Below are 18,757 nucleotides of genomic sequence, written 5' to 3'. Positions count from 1 at the left end.
CCGAAACCGCCCCCCGACCCGTGCCCGGCCCGCCCGGAACGCGACCTGGACCCCTCCCCGAAAAAAGTGACGGACATCACGTAAACGGGCATACGGCCGCCGTACGACCCCCGATCGTCCCCGTCACACCCGCCCCGCGCCCACCGCACCCCCGCTGCCGCACGCGTTTGCGAATTTCGAGCTGACCCATGAGTAGCCAAGGGTTGACATCCGGAAGCGCTGAGTGCCTCCGTGAGCCTCTTGGAGCCCCCATCCGTATATCGGTACCCGGCCGAGACCGGTTGAGGGCGGCACATGCGGACGCAGGTACCCGCAAACCCCCATCACTGTCGGAGCTACCGGTAGACTGGAAGACAATCCCGCCCCTTTCGAGGGGACGTCCGGGAAAAGCTGAGCAACGCTGATCAGGGCTTACCAACGCAACATGCCGCAGCCGCTCCGGCAACCCTCCCCGGGAGGGCTCTAGGAGCCCGGCTCGTGCTGTGCCAGAAAGGGCGCTTCGTGGCCGATTCCGGCAACCCCAACGAGAACATCCCGTCCACCGACGCCGGCGCGAACATCGCGGCCAACACCTCGAACGGCGAGGTAACGGCCTCGTACGACGCCAGCGCCATCACCGTCCTCGAGGGTCTGGACGCGGTCCGCAAGCGACCCGGTATGTACATCGGTTCCACCGGTGAGCGCGGCCTGCACCACCTCGTGTACGAGGTCGTCGACAACTCCGTCGACGAGGCCCTGGCCGGCCACGCGGACACGATCGACGTCACGATCCTCGCCGACGGCGGCGTGCGCGTGGTCGACAACGGTCGTGGCATCCCGGTCGGCATCGTCCCCTCGGAGGGCAGGCCGGCCATCGAGGTCGTGCTGACCGTGCTGCACGCGGGCGGCAAGTTCGGCGGCGGCGGCTACGCGGTCTCCGGTGGTCTGCACGGTGTCGGCGTCTCGGTCGTGAACGCGCTGTCGAGCAGGGTCTCCGTCGAGGTCAGGACCGACGGCCACCGGTGGACGCAGGACTACAAGATGGGCGTGCCGACCGCCCCGCTGGCCAAGCACGAGGCGACCGAGGAGACCGGCACCTCGGTCACCTTCTGGGCCGACGGCGAGATCTTCGAGACCACCGAGTACTCCTTCGAGACGCTCTCGCGGCGCTTCCAGGAGATGGCGTTCCTGAACAAGGGACTGACCATCAGACTCACCGACGAGCGCGAGTCGGCCAAGGCCACCGCAGGCGCGGACGAGGCGGGGGCGGACGAGAAGCACGAGCCGAAGACCGTCACGTACCACTACGAGGGCGGCATCGTCGACTTCGTGAAGTACCTCAACTCCCGCAAGGGAGACGTGGTGCACCCCACGGTCATCGACCTGGAGGCGGAGGACAAGGACCGCAGCCTGTCCCTCGAGGTCGCGATGCAGTGGAACAGCGGCTACAGCGAGGGCGTCTACTCCTTCGCCAACATCATCCACACGCACGAGGGCGGCACCCACGAAGAGGGCTTCCGCGCGGCGCTGACCAACCTGATCAACAAGTACGCGCGCGACAAGAAGCTGCTCCGTGAGAAGGACGACAACCTCACGGGCGACGACATCCGCGAAGGTCTGACCGCGATCATCTCGGTCAAGCTCAGCGAGCCCCAGTTCGAGGGCCAGACCAAGACCAAGCTGGGCAACACCGAGGCGAAGACCTTCGTGCAGAAGGCTGTCTACGAACACCTCAACGACTGGCTGGACCGCAACCCGAACGAAGCGGCCGACATCGTCCGCAAGGGCATCCAGGCGGCCACCGCGCGCGTGGCGGCCCGCAAGGCCCGCGACCTCACCCGCCGCAAGGGCCTGCTGGAGTCGGCGTCGCTGCCGGGCAAGCTGTCCGACTGCCAGTCGAACGACCCCGTCAAGTGCGAGATCTTCATCGTCGAGGGCGACTCCGCCGGTGGCTCGGCCAAGTCCGGCCGCAACCCGGAGTACCAGGCGATCCTCCCGATCCGCGGCAAGATCCTGAACGTGGAGAAGGCGCGGATCGACAAGATCCTGCAGAACCAGGAGATCCAGGCGCTGATCTCCGCCTTCGGCACCGGGGTCCACGAGGACTTCGACATCGAGAAGCTCCGCTATCACAAGATCATCCTGATGGCGGACGCCGACGTCGACGGCCAGCACATCAACACCCTGCTGCTGACGTTCCTGTTCCGCTTCATGCGGCCCCTGGTCGAGGCGGGCCACGTGTTCCTGTCCCGTCCCCCGCTGTACAAGATCAAGTGGGGCCGCGAGGACGTGGAGTACGCGTACTCGGACCGCGAGCGCGACGCGCTGATCGAGATGGGCCGCCAGCGCGGCAAGCGCATCCGCGAGGACTCCATCCAGCGCTTCAAGGGTCTCGGCGAGATGAACGCCGAGGAGCTGCGCGTGACGACCATGGACCAGGAGCACCGCGTCCTCGGCCAGGTCACCCTCGACGACGCCGCCCAGGCCGACGAGCTGTTCTCGGTCCTGATGGGCGAGGACGTGGAGGCCCGGCGCCAGTTCATCCAGCGCAACGCCAAGGACGTCCGCTTCCTCGACATCTGAGTCGGTCTCAGCTGACCGCACCAGGAAGGATCTTCACCAGCAATGGCCGACGAGAACACTCCCGTCACCCCTGAACAGGGCGGCGACATCGCGATGCGCATCGAGCCCGTCGGGCTCGAGACCGAGATGCAGCGCTCGTACCTCGACTACGCGATGTCCGTCATCGTCTCGCGCGCGCTGCCCGACGTGCGGGACGGCCTCAAGCCCGTCCACCGCCGGGTGCTGTACGCCATGTACGACGGCGGCTACCGCCCCGAGCGCGGCTTCTACAAGTGCGCCCGCGTGGTCGGCGACGTCATGGGCAACTACCACCCCCACGGCGACAGCTCCATCTACGACGCGCTGGTCCGCCTCGCCCAGCCCTGGGCGATGCGCATGCCGCTCGTCGACTCCAACGGCAACTTCGGCTCGCCGGGCAACGACCCGGCGGCGGCCATGCGCTACACCGAGTGCAAGATGGCGCCGCTGTCGATGGAGATGGTCCGCGACATCGACGAGGAGACCGTCGACTTCACGGACAACTACGACGGCCGCTCCAAGGAGCCGACCGTCCTGCCGTCCCGCTTCCCGAACCTGCTGATCAACGGCTCGGCCGGCATCGCGGTCGGCATGGCGACCAACATCCCGCCGCACAACCTGGTCGAGGTCGCCGAGGGCGCGCAGTGGTACCTGCAGAACCCCGAGGCCTCGCACGAGGAACTGCTCGACGCCCTCATCGAGCGCATCAAGGGCCCCGACTTCCCCACCGGCGCGCTGGTGGTGGGCCGCAAGGGCATCGAGGAGGCGTACCGCACGGGCCGCGGCTCCATCACGATGCGTGCGGTCGTCCAGGTCGAGGAGATCCAGAACCGCCAGTGCCTGGTGGTCACGGAGCTGCCCTACCAGGTCAACCCCGACAACCTCGCGCAGAAGATCGCCGACCTGGTGAAGGACGGCAAGGTCGGCGGCATCGCCGACGTCCGCGACGAGACGTCCTCGCGCACCGGACAGCGCCTGGTCATCGTGCTCAAGCGGGACGCGGTCGCCAAGGTGGTGCTGAACAACCTCTACAAGCACACGGACCTGCAGACCAACTTCGGCGCCAACATGCTGGCCCTGGTCGACGGCGTCCCGCGCACCCTCTCCCTCGACGCGTTCATCCGCCACTGGGTGACCCACCAGATCGAGGTCGTCGTCCGCCGTACGCGCTTCAGGCTGCGCAAGGCCGAGGAGCGGGCGCACATCCTGCGCGGACTGCTGAAGGCCCTGGACGCCATCGACGAGGTCATCGCGCTGATCCGGCGCAGCGACACCGTCGACATCGCGCGCACGGGCCTGATGGAGCTGCTGGAGATCGACGAGATCCAGGCCAACGCCATCCTCGAGATGCAGCTGCGCCGGCTCGCCGCCCTGGAGCGCCAGAAGATCGTCCAGGAGCACGACGAGCTCCAGGCGAAGATCAACGAGTACAACGAGATCCTCGCCTCGCCGGTCCGCCAGCGCGGCATCGTCAGCGCGGAGCTGGCCGCGATCGTCGAGAAGTACGGCGACGAGCGCAAGACCCAGCTGATCCCCTACGACGGCGACATGTCCATCGAGGACCTCATCGCCGAGGAGGACATCGTCGTCACCGTCACGCGCGGCGGCTACGTCAAGCGCACCAAGACGGTCGACTACCGGGCGCAGAAGCGCGGCGGCAAGGGCGTGCGGGGCGCGAAGCTGAAGGAAGACGACATCGTCGACCACTTCTTCGTCTCCACCACCCACCACTGGCTGCTCTTCTTCACCAACAAGGGCCGCGTCTACCGCGCCAAGGCCTACGAGCTGCCCGACGCCGGCCGGGACGCGCGCGGCCAGCACGTCGCCAACCTGCTGGCCTTCCAGCCCGACGAGGCGATCGCCGAGATCCTCGCCATCCGCGACTACGAGGCGGCGCCGTACCTGGTGCTGGCCACGAAGGCGGGCCTGGTGAAGAAGACGCCGCTGAAGGACTACGACTCCCCGCGCTCGGGCGGCGTCATCGCGATCAACCTGCGCGAGCGGGAGGACGGCTCCGACGACGAACTGATCGGCGCCGAACTCGTCTCGTCCGAGGACGATCTTCTGCTGATCAGCAAGAAGGCGCAGTCGATCAGGTTCACCGCGACGGACGACGCGCTGCGCCCGATGGGCCGTGCCACCTCGGGTGTGAAGGGCATGAGTTTCCGCGAGGGCGACGAACTGCTCTCGATGAATGTCGTCCGACCCGGTACGTTCGTCTTCACTGCCACAGACGGCGGGTACGCGAAGCGGACCCCCGTCGACGAGTACCGCGTCCAGGGACGCGGCGGCCTCGGCATCAAGGCCGCCAAGATCGTCGAGGACCGCGGATCGCTCGTCGGCGCGCTGGTGGTCGAGGAGACCGACGAGATCCTCGCCATCACGCTGTCCGGTGGTGTGATTCGTACGCGAGTCAACGAGGTCAGGGAGACGGGCCGTGACACCATGGGCGTCCAACTGATCAATCTGGGCAAGCGCGATGCCGTGGTCGGCATCGCACGTAACGCCGAGGCGGGACGCGAGGCGGAGGAGGTCGACGGCGACGTGGCCGTCGACGAGGCCGCCGAGGGTGCCGTGACCACCGGCACGGACGAGGGCGAGGCGCCCTCCTCCGAGTAGCACGAGGAGTGAGTCAGCGTGAGCGGAGCCACGGGCGCCGGATCTGCCGGTACCTCGACCGGTCCCACGACCGGTTCGGAGACGGGCGGCGGCCGTGGCTCCGCCGCGACCGACGCAGCGGACGCGCACTCGACCCCTTTCGACACGCATGGATCCCAGGGGGGAACTGTGACGGACACCCGAGGCCCGCAGACCCAGCAGTACGCGGCTGAAGCGGACCCCGCCGCTCAGGGAGCCTCCCCGCTGCCCGGCGAGCGGCCCACGCAGCAGCCCGCCGGGCCCTACCACCCGCCGCAGGCCTACCAGACGCCCGCGGGCGCCGTACGCCGTCCTCGCACCGGCGCACGCACCACCCCGCGCGTGCGCAAGGCGCGCCTGCGGGTGGCCAAGGCCGACCCGTGGTCGGTGATGAAGGTCAGCTTCCTGCTCTCCATCGCCCTGGGCATCTGCACGATCGTCGCGTCGGCGGTGCTGTGGATGGTCATGGACGCGATGGGCGTCTTCTCGTCGGTCGGCGGCACCATCTCGGAGGCGACCGGCTCCAACGAGTCGAACGGCTTCGACCTGCAGGCCTTCCTGTCGCTCCCGAACGTCCTGATGTTCACCACGATCATCGCCGTCATCGACGTCGTCCTGGCGACGGCCCTGGCGACGCTCGGCGCGTTCATCTACAACCTCTCCGCCGGCTTCGTCGGCGGCGTGGAGCTGACCCTGGCCGAGGACGAGTGACCTGCGCTCTCCCGACTATCGATTTTGGGACTGCCGCTGTGGTGCGCTAATCTTCAGGAGTCAGCGCGCGGGACACACACCGCAGAGCGCGGCGGGGCTATAGCTCAGTTGGTTAGAGCGCATCCCTGATAAGGATGAGGCCACAGGTTCAAATCCTGTTAGCCCCACCAGCGTAAAGACCCCCAGCCGGTACCGGCTGGGGGTCTTTGGCGTCCATGGCTGCGTACAGCGGCACGGCGCTCGGGGGGAGCGCTAACCGACGCTCGGGAGGGGGCGACGCGGACCACGATCGCGATGCTCAGGACGAGCACGAACCAGATCTCCGAGCCCCACCTCGCGCCCTACCTGAACACGGCCTGCCTGCTGGGGGTCGAGCGCGCCCATGGTGACGACGGCCTGATGGCCTTCGCGCTGTCGCCGGCGAACTGGGCCGTCGCGGCCGTCGACGACGTCGCCCGGCACACCGGCCGCACCGCCGAGCAGGACATCGACCGGTACGAGACGGAGATCATGGCCGCGCGGGAGCCGCGGTGGGCATGGCAAGGCGGACGCGTTCCCAGAGGGAGGCGCCCGCCTTCGGTCGGTGCGTCGGTGCTGCTGGAGGGGTATGGCGGCGTACGCGTCTTCGCATTCGCCGTAACGTGCGTTGCCGACCGCCGGGCCCGGGGCCCTCAGCGCTGGAGCGGGGCCTCGGCGACCGGCGCCGACGGGGCGGAGGTCGCCGGCGAGCACTCGGCGGGTGCCGGCTCCGCGTCGTCCAGGGGGAGGTGGCGGCAGCTGGGGGACTTTCCGTGGGCTTCCGCGTGGATGCGCTGCTTCATCGTGGGGGGCAATGACCTGGCGTGGGACCAGGACCAGGGGGACATCGTCATCGGCGCCGTCGCGGGTGCGGTGCGTTCCCCGGCGCTGTTGCGCGTCGTCTCGGTCTGCGGTACCGCCGCGGCGGCCGTCGTCGTGACGAGTCCGAGCGCCGTGAACAGCGCGAGGAAGGCGGTGACGAGGACGTTCCACAGCTTCATGACCGTGTTCCGGGCCATGGCCCCTCACTTTCGGGTTGGGCGATTTGCGTACTTTCCTCATGATGTGTATGCGGCTCGCGAAGTGGTGGACCGACGCCCATGGCGCGTCGATGTTCCGATGAACACCACTCGGATGGCCGCAAGAGGGAGGAAAAGGCACAAAAGGCGATAGGAGGGGTGAACCGGAGGATAGGGAGCGGGGCGGATTGCGGACCTTCTGGGCTGCCTGGATGGTGAGTTGAGGGCCCGGCGCAGGTCACCGATCGGTATCGGTCGGTGTGTATAGTCGGGCGGCAGAGGTCCCCAACGTCAAGGAAAGACGAGGTCGCGCGGTGAAGAAGCTCCTCCTGGTCGCACTGGCCGCCATCGGCGGGCTCCTCGTGTACCGCCAGATCCAGGCGGATCGCGCCGAGCAGGATCTGTGGACGGAGGCGACCGACTCCGTGCCCACGGGTTCGTGAGTCCTGACATCCACAGACAGCCACCGATCCACTGACACCCGGTGGTGACGCCCGGTCCCGCACCGGGCGCGACAGGCCCCGGCCGCCCCTCGCGGTCGGGGTTTCGTGTGTCCGGGGCCGCGCGGCGCGGGACGGGCGGGGACGCGCTGTTGACGGGGGCGGGCGGCGGGGCAGGATGGGCGCGGGCACGGGCAGCGGAACGCCGGGACTTGCAGGGGTGGCGCGTGATGAGGCGGTGGGCGGGCGTCGTGCGTGCGGTTGCGGTGGGGGCGGTGATGTGCTCGGCGTCGGCCGCCCCGCCCGCCGCCGCCGACGAGGCGCCCGGTGCGTACGGCTTCGCCGAGGACGCCCGGACCGTCGAGGCGGGCGCCGGCACCGCGGACGCCGCCCCGCTGGAGCCCGGCACGCCGTACCGCAGCAGCCTTCCGGCCGGCGGCGCCGCGTACTACCGCCTCGACCTCGGCGCCGACTCCAGCGCCTACGTCTCGGCCACCGCCGTGCCCGCGCCGGACGCCGTCGTCGCCGCCGTCGAGGGGATCAAGGTGACCGTGCGGGACGCCGAGGGCGGGCTGTGCGACTCCGGCAGCACGACGTTCGGCAGCGGCCGAAGCCCCCACCCGATCGCCGCGTGGGCCGCGCGCGAGGCCGGGACCAGGCGGTGCCGGGCACCGGGCGTCCACTACGTCGTCGTCGAGCGCGTCGGCGCGAACGCCCCCGCACCCGACGCCTGGGACCTCGAACTCGCCGTGACCGAGGAGCCGCCCCTCGCCTCACCCCGGGCCGGCTCCACGCCCCCGCCCGACGACTGGGACTCGGCCACGCCCCGGCCGCCCACCGACAGCCCGCGACGGCGACCCGGCGGCACCGGCTTCTCCTCCGCCGCCCGCATCGGCGACGGTGTCTGGACCGCCGACCTGCGCCCCGGACAGACCCTCTTCTACGAGGTGCCGGTCGACTGGGGCCGGCAGCTGTACGCCACGGCCGAACTCGGCGGTGGCGGCGAGGGCTCGGGATACGTCGTCGGAGCCCTGGAACTCGCCGTCTACAACCCCGTGCGCGGATACGTCGAGGACGTGAGCGTCGGCTACGGCGGCAGGCCGCGCTCGGCCGCCCCCGCTCCCCTGCCGCCGGTCGCCCACGACAACCGCCGCTCCTTCACCGGGCGCGTGTCCGGGACGCGGTTCGCCGGCTCCTACTACCTGGCCGTGCACCTCGCCGGGCAGGTGGCCGGGACGTTCGGACAGGGGCCCTTCGCCGTGACGCTGCGCGTGCGGGTCACGGGGGAGGCCGAGGCGGGACCGGAGTACGCGGGGGAGTCCGTGCCCGAGGGGGTGTTCGAGGCCGCGGAGGACGGCGGACCGTTCGGGACCGCGGGGAGGGACGACGACGGGGGGACGGCGGTCCGGGGCGCGGCCGGGGGCGACGACGGGGCGATGCGAATGCTCGCCGTGGGCGGCATCGGAGGCGGGACCGTGATCCTCGCCGGGCTCGGGGTGTGGACGGCCGTCGCGCGGAGGAAGGGCGCGGTTCCGCGGTAGGGGCGGGGCCGCCCTCCCACGTCCCTCGTCATACGCGCGTCAGCGCCCAGAAGCCCACGGCGTAGCAGGCCAGGGCCAGCAGGAGGAGCGGGACCGTGACCTTGGCGGGCGGGCCGGTGCGTCGGGCGGCGCGGCGGCGGTGCCGGGACGGGCGAGCGGTCGCGGGGGGCTGCGGGTCCTGGGCGGTGTACGACGCTGTGGACGAGGCCGTGGACGTGCCGGCGCGCCGGGACGCCGGCGCCGGGGGCGGCGCGGGTGCGGGGGTCGGGACCGGGACCGGGGGTGCCGGGAGCCGAGGGGGGTACGGCGGCGGGGCGTACGTCGGCTCATGGCCGAACGCGGGGGCGGGCGCCGGAGACGGCGTGGGCCGCTGGTCCCGGGCGCCGGGCGGGGTGAACGCCGGCTGCGGAGGCGGTAAGGGGAAGCTGCCCGTGTCCGACATCGCCGGCGCACGGGACGTGCCCGCCGCCTGGGCTCCCGTGCCGCCACCAGCGCCCGCACCGGCGCCGGCACCCGCACCAGTGCCCGCACCGCCACCCGCACCAGTGCCCGCACCGCCAGCAACACCGGCGCCGGCACCCGCACCCGTCCCGGCACCGCCGCCCGTCCTCGTACCCCCCTGCCCGTCCCCGCGCGACGCCCCGGCGGCCTCCGCCCGCACCGCGCCCGAGATCAGCTCCGGCCCCCGCGGACCGAACCCGGGAGGCAGCGGACCGATCTGGTCGAAGATCTCGATCCGGTCGTCGTCCTCGGGCCCCGGCTCGGGCAGCAGCTCCACGGCCGCGGCGAGGGCCTTGCGCGCCCCCGTGGCCGTGCGGAACCGCGCCTCGGGGTCGGGCTGCAGCAGGGTCGCCACGACCTGCCACAGGGGCTCGGGGATGCCCTGGGGAGCGCCGGGCGTCCCGTGCTCCGCGAAGTACTGGATGATCGCCTTGGCGTCGGGTTTCGCGCCCTCCAGCAGATACAGCGCGACCAGGCCCACGGCGAACAGGTCGGCGGGGAAGTCGGGTTCGGCGCCCATCATCTGCTCGGGCGCGAGATAACCGGGCGTGCCCACGACGAGGTTGGTCTCGGTCAGCCGCGGCTCGCCGAACCGCATGGCGATGCCGAAGTCGGACAGGCGCAGCCGGGGCCGGCCGGTGCCGGTGGCCTCCAGGAGGACGTTGGCGGGCTTGATGTCCCGGTGGACGACGCCCTCGGCGTGCACGGCCGCCAGCCCGGACAGCAGCTGGTCGAGCAGCGTGCAGACGAAGGCGGACGGCAGGGGGCCGTAGTCGTTGACGAGGTGGACCAGTGAGCCCCCGGCGACCAGGTCCATGGTGAACAGGACCTTGTCGTCGTCGGCGGCCCAGCTGGCGGGCGCCAGGACATGCGGGTGGTCGATCCGCAGGGCCTGCTCGCGGACGAACCGCAGCAGCGAGTGCGCGTCGCTCTGCTGGAGGACCTTGGCGGCCACGTAGCGGCGGCGCCGGTGGTCCCAGGCGCGCCAGACCGCGCCGACCCCTCCGCGCCCGATCGGGTCGACCAGTTCGTACCGTCCGGCGAAGACCTCACCCATCGCTGTGCGCCGCTCCTCCCCCGCTCGGCCGTCGGCCCGGTGTGCCGTGTCCCCCCGCGGCGACCGGGCCGACGGGGGTCAGCTCTGGTGGGACTGGTAGTGGGCGACGGCGTCGGAGGTGCGGCCGGCGCCGTAGACCCGGAGGAACTCTGCCAGTTCGGGGTGGCTCGGGGCGAGGGTGTCCGCGGCCTCGATGATGTCGCCCGCGGCGGCGACCGAGCGCAGCAGCGACTGGATCTCGCGCACCACCCGCTTGACCGTGGGCGCGCCCGAACTGTTCGTCGTCTGCGTGGCGTTGCTGAGCACCGAGCCCCCCTGGGACCTCTTGATCTCCTCCATGCGGTCGGTGGCCTCGGCGGCGCTCACGCTGCCGTCCGCGACCTGCGCGGCCAGCTCCTGGAGCAGCTGCACCCGCTGGACCACGGCCGGGTTGCCGATCTTCGCGCGCTGACCGCTCATCAGCTGCGACAGCATCGGCGCCGACAGTCCCAGTACCCCCGCGAGACGAGCCTGGTTGAGTCCAAGATCGTCGATCAGCTTACGGAAGAGCGCCCCCAACGGCTCCCCGTACCAGTTCCGCTGCAGTTCCCGCGCTCTTGCGGTGGCTTCCTGCTGTGCGGCGTCCATTGCGTCTCCCCATCGCTTCCCCAGAACCGCGGTTCGCTGTAGCGAACCACGCCGAGCATCTTACGGAGAGTGGTCGTCCACGGGGACCCCCCAATCTTTTGCGAGAACCGGGCGGCGACCCGCTACTCTGGTCTGCGGCGCCGATCGGCACGCGGTTCAGCCGGCCGGCAGCTCCTCTTCCCGGGGCCTTAGCTCAGTTGGTAGAGCGCTGTCTTTGCATGGCAGATGTCAGGGGTTCGACTCCCCTAGGCTCCACCGGATCACGACCGGCCGGACGTCCTTCCGTGGGCGTCCGGCCGTTCTTGTGCGCGGGGTCCCGGCGTCCTCGTCGACCATGACCTGTGTCACGCCCGAGGGCGGACGGACGGCGGGGGACTCGTTGCGATTGTTTGCGCAAACGGGTGTGACGGGGTGTGTGCGAAGGGCGGGGCGCTGCGGGCGCGGCGGTGGTGCGCCGGCGCGCCGGGGAGTGCGGGGCGGGTGTGAGCTGCGCGAGCGGAATGAGGGTAACCGGACCGCCACGTTCCGTAGGCGAAATCTGCGCACGACCTCCACATCCGGACGTTGCAAACGGAACACGACCGCGGGGCGGGAGACCCTTGGGTCTCCCGCCCCGCGCCGTCTTTCCGGAGCGCCCGCGCGCCGTCGGGAATCAGCCGCGGTCAGCCGTGATCACGCTCGGCGGCGATCACGGCCTCCCGCCGTCCTCGGCACCCCGAGGGCCGTGAGGGCCGCTCAGCCGCGGTCCTCGCGGTCGGTCGCCTGTTCGTCGGCCTCCTTGGCCTGCACCTCGGGATCGAGCGAGGTGGCGCCGCTGCCGTCCACGGACGTCAGCCGGCCGCCCTCGGGGACCTCGGTCGCGGCGGGCGGCTCGACCAGCCAGTCGGGGTTGGCCTGCTTGTCCCACCACTTCCAGGCGGCGACGGCGCCGCCCGCGGCGAGGCCGAGCAGCACGAGGGTCTTCACGGCCTTGCCCCGCCTGGCCCGCCGCTGCTGCCTGCGGACCAGCTTCTGGATCTCCTCGGCCGAGACCTGACCGCGCAGCGCGGCCAGCGCGGCGGCGCCCCGCGACGCGGCCTCGTCCTTGACGGGACCGGCGACGGCCACCGCCTGCTCGATCCTGGGCCGGGAGAACTCGGCGGCGTGAAGTGCTGCCTTACGGGCGCGGAGAGCGGCTTCCTGGGCGCGGACGGCGGCCTCCTGGGCGGCGATGTCGACCTTCGGCGGCACATGCGAACGGGCCTGCTCCAGCCGCGGGGCGACAAGGGCCGCGTACTGGACGCGGGCCTGGGACACCTTCGGCGCGAGCCGGACCCGCGCCTCCTTCGTGTAGTGCGCGGCCCGGTCCTTGGCCGTGTCGGCGTAGGGCGCCACCACTTCCGCGGCGTGCAGCACGCTGTCCTTCGCCGAGCCGGTCGCGGCGCGCACGCTGTCGATGCGGGTCACGGGTTTCCTCCTCCTCGGTGGCGTACGGTATTTCGACTTTCCACCCTTTTACGGATCATGCCTCCCGGTGTGCGGTCGGGCATGTGAAGCGGGCATCCGGGTCACGCGATCGTGCGACGACGGAGCGGGACGGACCGTGCGACGGCGGACATGGGACGGATCGCGCGACGACGGAACGAAACGGCTCCTGCGACGACGGAACGGGACGACAGAACGAACCGGGTGAGCGTGGACAAGACGAACCTGTCGTCGACAATGCCACGGATCGTCGCCCGGCGCCCGTGCCGGGCGACGTACGGCGTGGGGCGTGCGAGGATCGGGGTGTCACAGGAAGACAACGGAAGGCAGATCGTGGCTGAGCAGCTCTACGCCACCCTGAAGACCAACAAGGGCGACATCGAGATCCGGCTCTTCCCGGACCATGCGCCCGAGACGGTCAAGAACTTCGTCGAGCTCGCCAAGGGCGAGCGGGAGTGGACGCACCCGGCCACCGGCGTGAAGGCCGCGGCCAAGCTGTACGACGGCACGGTCTTCCACCGGGTCATCAGCGGCTTCATGATCCAGGGCGGCGACCCGCTGGGCAACGGCACGGGCGGCCCCGGCTACCAGTTCAAGGACGAGTTCCACCCGGACCTGCGGTTCGACAAGCCGTACCTGCTGGCCATGGCCAACGCCGGCCCGGGCACCAACGGCTCGCAGTTCTTCATCACCGTCGCCCCGACGGCGTGGCTGAACCGCAAGCACACCATCTTCGGCGAGGTCGTCGAGGGCCCCAGCCAGAAGGTCGTGGACGCCATCGCGACGACGGACACCAACCCGCGCACCGACCGTCCGGTCAACGACGTCGTCATCGAGTCGGTCGTCGTGGAGAGCCGCCAGGGCTGATCCGCCGGACCGGTCCGGGACGGACGGCGCCGGCCGGACCGGTCCGACATCTCCCGCAGGGAACCGAACGCCCCGCTCGTCCGTAAAGATGAGCGGGGCGTTGGAGTGTCGAGGAAGACCGGGTGACGACCGAGGGGACCGCATGGACCAGGCGCACGACAGTCAGCAGGACGCCCGGAGCACCCCTGTCTGCTACCGGCACCCGGACCGTGAGACCGGCGTGCGCTGCACCCGCTGCGAGCGCCCGATCTGCCCCGAGTGCATGGTCAGCGCCTCCGTCGGCTTCCAGTGCCCGCAGTGCGTGCGGGAGGGCGCCGGCACCGGCCACGCACCGGGCGCCGCCCGCCCCCGCACCCTCGCGGGCGGCGCGGTGACGGCCGACCCGCGGCTGCTCACCAAGATCCTCATCGGTATCAACCTCGCGGTGTTCGTCGCCGTCCACGCGTCGTCGTCGCTGCTGAACGACCTGGTCCTGATCGGCGCCTGGCCGCCCGCCCCCTGGACTCCCACGGAGGGCGTCGCGGGCGGCGACTGGTACCGCCTGGTCACCTCGATGTTCACGCACGAGGAGATCTGGCACATCGCCTTCAACATGCTGAGCCTGTGGTGGCTCGGCGGACCCCTGGAGGCCGCCCTCGGCCGGGTCCGCTATCTCGCGCTCTACCTGGTCTCCGGGCTCGCCGGCAGCGCGCTGACGTATCTGCTGGCGGCGCCCTCGGCGGCCTCGCTCGGCGCCTCGGGCGCGGTCTTCGGGCTGTTCGGCGCGACCGCCGTGCTGATGCGGCGGCTCGACTACGACATGCGGCCGGTGATCGCTCTGCTGGCGATCAACCTGATCTTCACCTTCACCCCCGGTTTCAACATCGCGTGGCAGGCCCACATCGGGGGACTGGTGGCCGGAGTGGTCGTCGGCCACGCCATGGTGCACGCCCCGCGCGAGCGGCGGGCGCTGGTGCAGTACGGCGCCTGTGCCCTGGTCCTGGCGGTGGTGGCGGGCATGGTCCTGCTGCGCACGGTCCAGCTCACCTGAAGTCGGCGGCAGGGCCGCTGAAGGGGGCGCCGGGCCGCTCACCAGGCGTTGTCCACAGCGGGTGGCCGATCTTGTGCACAGTGTGCGGGAACAGCTGTGCCCCCTGTCACCGACCCGTGTTGACGCAGGTCAGGCAGGGGGCGAACAAGCTTTCGGGCACCGGTGTGTCTGTCACACCGGCGTCAACGCTCGATTGGTTATCCACAGATGGTCTTTCTTTTTCCCCACTGTGGACAACGGTTGTGGATAACTCACTTCCACTGCGTGGAGACGCCGAACCCGGCCGCGATGAAGCCGAAGCCCACCACGATGTTCCAGTTGCCCAGCGAGTCGATCGGAAGCGAACCGTCGGTGACATAGAAGACGACGATCCAGGCAAGCCCGATCAGGAACAGGGCGAGCATGACCGGTGCGACCCAGGAGCGGCTGTTCAGCTTGATGCTGGTCGCCTGCTTCGACGGCGGCGGAGTGAAATCTGCCTTCTTGCGGATACGTGACTTCGGCACGAGGGTCTCTCCTGTCGATGCGCTGCGTGGCCGCGCAGGTAACTGGGTCGGGCTCGGGGCAGCGTACAAGGGGACACTGAGTGCTCCCCCGGGCGTCCGTTAGCGTAGTGCTTCCGTGGCGCCGAAGGAGATAAGGGTACGTTGAGCAATTCTGCCGACTCTCCCGGGACCGGATCCAGCCCTGCCCCCGGAAATGTCCGCGCCGTCCGGTTCCGGCCGGTACGGGTGCTCACCGCGGGCGTCTTCGCGCTCGCCGGGCTGCTCTTCTTCCTCAGCTTCGACACCGCAAGGGGCACCGACATCCGCACGGACGCCTCCCTGCTGCGGCTGTCCGACCTCATCCACGAGCGCAGCCGCGACAACGCCGCCCTGGACGAGTCCAACGCCGCCCTGCGCGAGGACGTGGAGTCCCTCGCCGAACGCGACGACGGCAGCAGCAGGGCGGAGGACGACCGGCTCGCCGCCCTGGAGAAGAGCGCCGGCACCCAGGAGCTGACCGGCGAGGCGATCACCGTCACCCTGGACGACGCCCCGCCCGGCGCCACAGCGAGGCTCCCCGGCTATCCCGAGCCGCAGCCCGACTACCTGGTCATCCACCAGCAGGACCTCCAGGCCGTGGTGAACGCCCTGTGGCAGGGCGGCGCCAAGGGGATCAAGGTGATGGACCAGCGGCTCATCTCCACCAGCGCCGTCCGCTGCGTGGGCAACACCCTGATCCTCCAGGGCCGCGTCTACTCGCCCCCCTACAAGATCCAGGCCGTCGGCGACCCCGGGAAGCTCAAGAAGGCACTCTCCGCCTCCCCGGCGATCAAGAACTACATGGTCTACGTCAACGTCTACGGCCTCGGCTGGAAGGTCGAGGACGACGGCGAGGTCACCCTCCCGGGTTACTCGGGCACCGTCGACCTGCAGTACGCCGAACCCCTGGAGCAGCGCCGTTAGTCTGGTGACGTACGGCGTGTGTCTGGTGCCGTGGTGCGACGGAAGGGACGGCATGTACGGCTGGATCTGGCGGCATCTGCCGGGGAACGCGTGGGTGAAGGCCCTGCTCTCGCTCGTGCTGGTCGTGGCCGTGGTCTACATCCTGTTCCAGTACGTCTTCCCGTGGGCCGAACCGCTGCTGCCCTTCAACGATGTGACGGTGGACAACCAGTGAGCGCGCGCATTCTGGTCGTGGACAACTACGACAGCTTCGTTTTCAACCTCGTCCAGTACCTGTACCAGCTGGGCGCCGAGTGCGAGGTCGTGCGCAACGACGAGGTGTCGACCGCGCACGCCCAGGACGGCTTCGACGGCGTGCTGCTGTCCCCCGGTCCCGGCACTCCCGAGGAGGCCGGCGTCTGCGTCGAGATGGTCCGCCACTGCGCGGACACCGGCGTCCCCGTCTTCGGCGTCTGCCTCGGCATGCAGTCCATGCAGGTCGCCTACGGCGGCGTCGTCGACCGCGCCCCCGAGCTGCTGCACGGCAAGACCTCACCCGTCGAACACGAGGGCAAGGGCGTCTTCGCCGGCCTTCCCTCGCCCTTCACGGCGACCCGGTACCACTCGCTGGCCGCCGAGCCCCTGACCGTCCCGGCCGAGCTGGAGGTCACCGCCCGCACGCCGGACGGCATCGTGATGGGCCTGCGCCACCGGGAGCTGCCCGTCGAGGGCGTCCAGTTCCACCCCGAGTCGGTGCTCACCGAGCACGGCCACCGGATGCTGGCCAACTGGCTCACGGAGTGCGGCGACCACGGCGCGGTGGCGAGATCGACGGGGCTCGCCCCGGTGGTGGGCAGGGCCACGGCGTGACCGCGCTGCGCCCCGAGCGTGAGTCCGGCGCGGGCGCCCGCGACCAGGGCACCTCGTACGGGCAGCCGTACGGGGCCCCGGGCACGTTCGGGGAGCAGGACCGGCCACAGCAGCCGCACCAGTCACCGCAGCCACACGGCGCGCAGCCCCAGCCACACCGCGCACAGCCTCAGCCGCACCGGGCGCAACCGCAGTCGTACGGGACGCTCCGCGACGACGAGACGATGGCCCTGCGCGTCCCCGACCCGCCGGGCGGCCCTCAGCGGCCCTCCCAGGGCCCTGCGGGTTCCCCCGCCGACGGACCCGCGCCGGGCGGGCGAGCGGCCCGCAGAAGGGCGGCCAGGCGGCGTCACGGTCGTCGCGGCGCCCCGCCCCTGCCCCCGGAACCGTCCGGCGTCGCCGAGGAGCCCCGCGCCCCCCTCTCCCGCGTCGAGGCCCGCCGCCTCGCCCGCGCCCGCAGGCCCAGCCCCGGAGTGATCGCCAGCCGGGTCATCGGCGAGGTGTTCATCACGACCGGCGTGCTGATGCTGCTGTTCGTCACCTACCAACTGTGGTGGACCAACATCCGCGCCCACGCCCAGGCGGGCAGCGAGGCCAGCCAGCTCAAGGAGGACTGGGCGAGCGGCAAGCGCAACCCGGGCGTCTTCGAGCCGGGCCAGGGCTTCGCCCTGCTGCACATCCCGCGGCTGGACGTGGTGGTCCCGATCGCCGAGGGCATCGACAGCGAGAAGGTGCTGGACCGCGGGATGGTCGGCCACTACGCCGAGGGCGCGCTGAAGACCGCGATGCCCGACGCGAGGACCGGCAACTTCGGGCTCGCCGGCCACCGCAACACGCACGGCGAGCCGTTTCGCTACATCAACCGCCTCGAACCCGGCGACCCGATCGTCGTGGAGACGCAGGACCGGTACTACGTCTACAAGATGGCGTCCATCCTCCCGGTGACCTCGCCCGGCAACATCGGCGTCCTGGATCCCGTCCCACGGGGATCGGGCTTCACCCGGCCCGGCCGCTACATCACGCTGACGACGTGCACGCCGGAGTTCACCAGCAAGTACCGGATGATCGTCTGGGGAAAGATGGCCGAGGAACGGCCGCGCAGCAAGGGAAAGCCGGATGCGCTCGTCGACTAGGGCGTCGGTCGGGGCGGATGAACGTGGCAAGGGCGGATGAACGTGGCAGCGACCACCGATCGTGAAGAGCGCGAGGACGACGCCGGGACGTCCCCGCCCGTACCGGAGCCCGGGCGGCGCCGCCCCGGCCGGCTGGCCCTGGCGGTCAGCGTCCTCGGCGAACTCCTGATCACCGCGGGCCTGGTCCTCGGCCTGTTCGTCGTCTACTCCCTGTGGTGGACGAACGTCGTCGCGGACCGCAAGGCCGACCGCGAGGGCGACCGGGTCCGCGACGGCTGGGCCCGGGACGGCGGCTCGGGACCGGCCGCGTACGACAGCAGGGACGGCATCGGCTTCCTGCACGTCCCCGCGATGACCGGCGACGAGATACTCGTCAAGAAGGGCACCTCGGCGGGCCTGCTCGACGACGGCGTCGCCGGCTACTACACCGATCCCGTCAAGGCCGTCCTCCCAACCAGCGGCAAGAAGGGCAACTTCTCCCTCGCCGCCCACCGCGACGGCCACGGCGCCAAGTTCCACAACATCCACAAGCTGGGCAAGGGCGACCCGATCGTCTTCGAGACGAAGGAGAAGTGGTACGTCTACAAGGTGTACGCCGTCCTCCCCGAGACGTCGAAGTACAACGTCGCGGTGCTCGACCCGGTCCCGAAGGAGTCGGGCCGCACGAAGGCCGGCCGCTACATCACCCTGACGACCTGCACGCCGGTCTTCACCAGCCGCCACCGTTACGTGGTCTGGGGCGAGCTGGACCGGGTGGAGAAGGTGGACGAGCGGCGGACGCCGCCGGAGGAGATCCGCTGAACGGCCGGTCCGCGACGGACGAGGGGCCCCGCCG

17 protein-coding genes and 2 tRNA genes are annotated in these 18,757 nt (G+C 70.7%); 14 read left to right on the top strand and 5 right to left on the bottom strand.

From position 1 onward, the window contains the following. The first annotated feature begins 477 nt into the window (after positions 1-477). The 4 genes from gyrB to ACZ6KF_RS15265 all read left to right on the top strand — a co-directional run bounded on the left by gyrB (position 478) and on the right by ACZ6KF_RS15265 (position 6,098). Complete coding sequence (gene gyrB, locus ACZ6KF_RS15280; RefSeq protein WP_356629354.1) at positions 478-2,562, top strand: DNA topoisomerase (ATP-hydrolyzing) subunit B; 2,085 nt, start codon at positions 478-480, stop codon at positions 2,560-2,562. 42 nt (positions 2,563-2,604) lie between these two features. Next, positions 2,605-5,199, top strand: a complete 2,595-nt coding sequence (gene gyrA / locus ACZ6KF_RS15275) for a DNA gyrase subunit A (protein WP_356629352.1) — start codon at positions 2,605-2,607, stop codon at positions 5,197-5,199. Positions 5,200-5,217: 18 nt separating this feature from the next. Beyond that, a complete protein-coding gene (locus ACZ6KF_RS15270) occupies positions 5,218-5,928 on the top strand; it encodes a DUF3566 domain-containing protein (RefSeq protein WP_356629350.1) in 711 nt (236 codons plus the stop codon). Positions 5,929-6,021: 93 nt separating this feature from the next. Further along, positions 6,022-6,098: transfer RNA gene (locus ACZ6KF_RS15265), tRNA-Ile, on the top strand. 501 nt (positions 6,099-6,599) lie between these two features. Here the strand turns inward: ACZ6KF_RS15265 and ACZ6KF_RS15260 are convergent. Next, complete coding sequence (locus tag ACZ6KF_RS15260) at positions 6,600-6,965, bottom strand: DUF6344 domain-containing protein (protein WP_469238656.1); 366 nt, start codon at positions 6,963-6,965, stop codon at positions 6,600-6,602. A 314-nt stretch (positions 6,966-7,279) separates the two neighbouring features. On the opposite strand from ACZ6KF_RS15260, the gene ACZ6KF_RS15255 reads away from it, so the two are divergent. Both ACZ6KF_RS15255 and ACZ6KF_RS15250 read left to right on the top strand, forming a co-directional pair. Then, the gene (locus tag ACZ6KF_RS15255) at positions 7,280-7,408 is read left to right on the top strand and encodes a DLW-39 family protein (protein ID WP_003999697.1); all 129 of its coding nucleotides are present in this window, start codon (positions 7,280-7,282) and stop codon (positions 7,406-7,408) included. 248 nt (positions 7,409-7,656) lie between these two features. Beyond that, the gene (locus tag ACZ6KF_RS15250) at positions 7,657-8,946 is read left to right on the top strand and encodes a hypothetical protein (protein WP_469238654.1); all 1,290 of its coding nucleotides are present in this window, start codon (positions 7,657-7,659) and stop codon (positions 8,944-8,946) included. A 28-nt stretch (positions 8,947-8,974) separates the two neighbouring features. Here the strand turns inward: ACZ6KF_RS15250 and ACZ6KF_RS15245 are convergent, their stop codons facing one another. After that, positions 8,975-10,504, bottom strand: a complete 1,530-nt coding sequence (locus tag ACZ6KF_RS15245; RefSeq protein ID WP_469238652.1) for a serine/threonine-protein kinase — start codon at positions 10,502-10,504, stop codon at positions 8,975-8,977. 78 nt (positions 10,505-10,582) lie between these two features. Then, positions 10,583-11,131, bottom strand: a complete 549-nt coding sequence (locus ACZ6KF_RS15240; RefSeq protein WP_356629325.1) for a helix-turn-helix domain-containing protein — start codon at positions 11,129-11,131, stop codon at positions 10,583-10,585. 182 nt (positions 11,132-11,313) lie between these two features. On the opposite strand from ACZ6KF_RS15240, the gene ACZ6KF_RS15235 reads away from it, so the two are divergent. Further along, a tRNA-Ala gene (locus ACZ6KF_RS15235) sits at positions 11,314-11,386 on the top strand. 480 nt (positions 11,387-11,866) lie between these two features. Here ACZ6KF_RS15235 and ACZ6KF_RS15230 read toward each other — a convergent pair. Further along, positions 11,867-12,577, bottom strand: a complete 711-nt coding sequence (locus ACZ6KF_RS15230) for a DUF5324 family protein (protein WP_356629323.1) — start codon at positions 12,575-12,577, stop codon at positions 11,867-11,869. Positions 12,578-12,928: 351 nt separating this feature from the next. Here ACZ6KF_RS15230 and ACZ6KF_RS15225 point away from each other — a divergent pair, with 351 nt between their 5' ends. Beyond that, a complete protein-coding gene (locus ACZ6KF_RS15225) occupies positions 12,929-13,462 on the top strand; it encodes a peptidylprolyl isomerase (protein WP_356629321.1) in 534 nt (177 codons plus the stop codon). A 142-nt stretch (positions 13,463-13,604) separates the two neighbouring features. Next, positions 13,605-14,492, top strand: coding sequence for a rhomboid family intramembrane serine protease (locus tag ACZ6KF_RS15220; protein WP_356629319.1), 888 nt, complete (start codon positions 13,605-13,607; stop codon positions 14,490-14,492). 251 nt (positions 14,493-14,743) lie between these two features. Here the strand turns inward: ACZ6KF_RS15220 and crgA are convergent, their stop codons facing one another. Then, entirely contained in the window at positions 14,744-14,998 is a 255-nt protein-coding gene (gene crgA / locus ACZ6KF_RS15215) for a cell division protein CrgA (protein ID WP_356629317.1), read from the bottom strand. A gap of 141 nt (positions 14,999-15,139) precedes the next feature. Here crgA and ACZ6KF_RS15210 point away from each other — a divergent pair, with 141 nt between their 5' ends. Genes ACZ6KF_RS15210 through ACZ6KF_RS15190 form a run of 5 tightly spaced genes read left to right on the top strand, consistent with a single transcriptional unit; the run spans position 15,140 to position 18,723 of the window. Next, positions 15,140-15,940 (top strand): DUF881 domain-containing protein, encoded by an 801-nt coding sequence (locus tag ACZ6KF_RS15210; protein ID WP_356629315.1) that lies wholly within the window; start codon positions 15,140-15,142, stop codon positions 15,938-15,940. Positions 15,941-15,992: 52 nt separating this feature from the next. Beyond that, a complete protein-coding gene (locus ACZ6KF_RS15205) occupies positions 15,993-16,154 on the top strand; it encodes a hypothetical protein (RefSeq protein WP_356629313.1) in 162 nt (53 codons plus the stop codon). Beyond that, entirely contained in the window at positions 16,151-16,789 is a 639-nt protein-coding gene (locus ACZ6KF_RS15200; protein WP_356629311.1) for an aminodeoxychorismate/anthranilate synthase component II, read from the top strand. Before ACZ6KF_RS15205 ends, ACZ6KF_RS15200 begins: the two co-directional genes overlap by 4 nt. After that, positions 16,786-17,922: a class E sortase gene (locus ACZ6KF_RS15195; protein WP_469238650.1), complete on the top strand. Its 1,137-nt coding sequence runs from the start codon at positions 16,786-16,788 to the stop codon at positions 17,920-17,922. The genes ACZ6KF_RS15200 and ACZ6KF_RS15195 overlap by 4 nt, the downstream gene beginning before the upstream one ends. A gap of 42 nt (positions 17,923-17,964) precedes the next feature. After that, entirely contained in the window at positions 17,965-18,723 is a 759-nt protein-coding gene (locus ACZ6KF_RS15190; RefSeq protein ID WP_469238649.1) for a class E sortase, read from the top strand. The last annotated feature ends 34 nt before the right edge of the window (positions 18,724-18,757 follow it).

The sequence above is a fragment of the Streptomyces sp. NPDC046379 genome, assembly GCF_055587785.1.
Note: the sequence above shows the minus strand (reverse complement) of the source record. Positions and strands in the feature narration are given on the sequence as shown.

Coding starts and splice junctions, on each gene's coding strand:
- ACZ6KF_RS15205 (WP_356629313.1), top strand. CDS start 15,993: ATGTACGGCTGGATCTGGCGGCATCTGCCGGGGAACGCGTGGGTGAAG.
- ACZ6KF_RS15240 (WP_356629325.1), bottom strand. CDS start 11,131: ATGGACGCCGCACAGCAGGAAGCCACCGCAAGAGCGCGGGAACTGCAG.
- ACZ6KF_RS15260 (WP_469238656.1), bottom strand. CDS start 6,965: ATGGCCCGGAACACGGTCATGAAGCTGTGGAACGTCCTCGTCACCGCC.
- ACZ6KF_RS15220 (WP_356629319.1), top strand. CDS start 13,605: ATGGACCAGGCGCACGACAGTCAGCAGGACGCCCGGAGCACCCCTGTC.
- ACZ6KF_RS15245 (WP_469238652.1), bottom strand. CDS start 10,504: ATGGGTGAGGTCTTCGCCGGACGGTACGAACTGGTCGACCCGATCGGG.
- gyrA (WP_356629352.1), top strand. CDS start 2,605: ATGGCCGACGAGAACACTCCCGTCACCCCTGAACAGGGCGGCGACATC.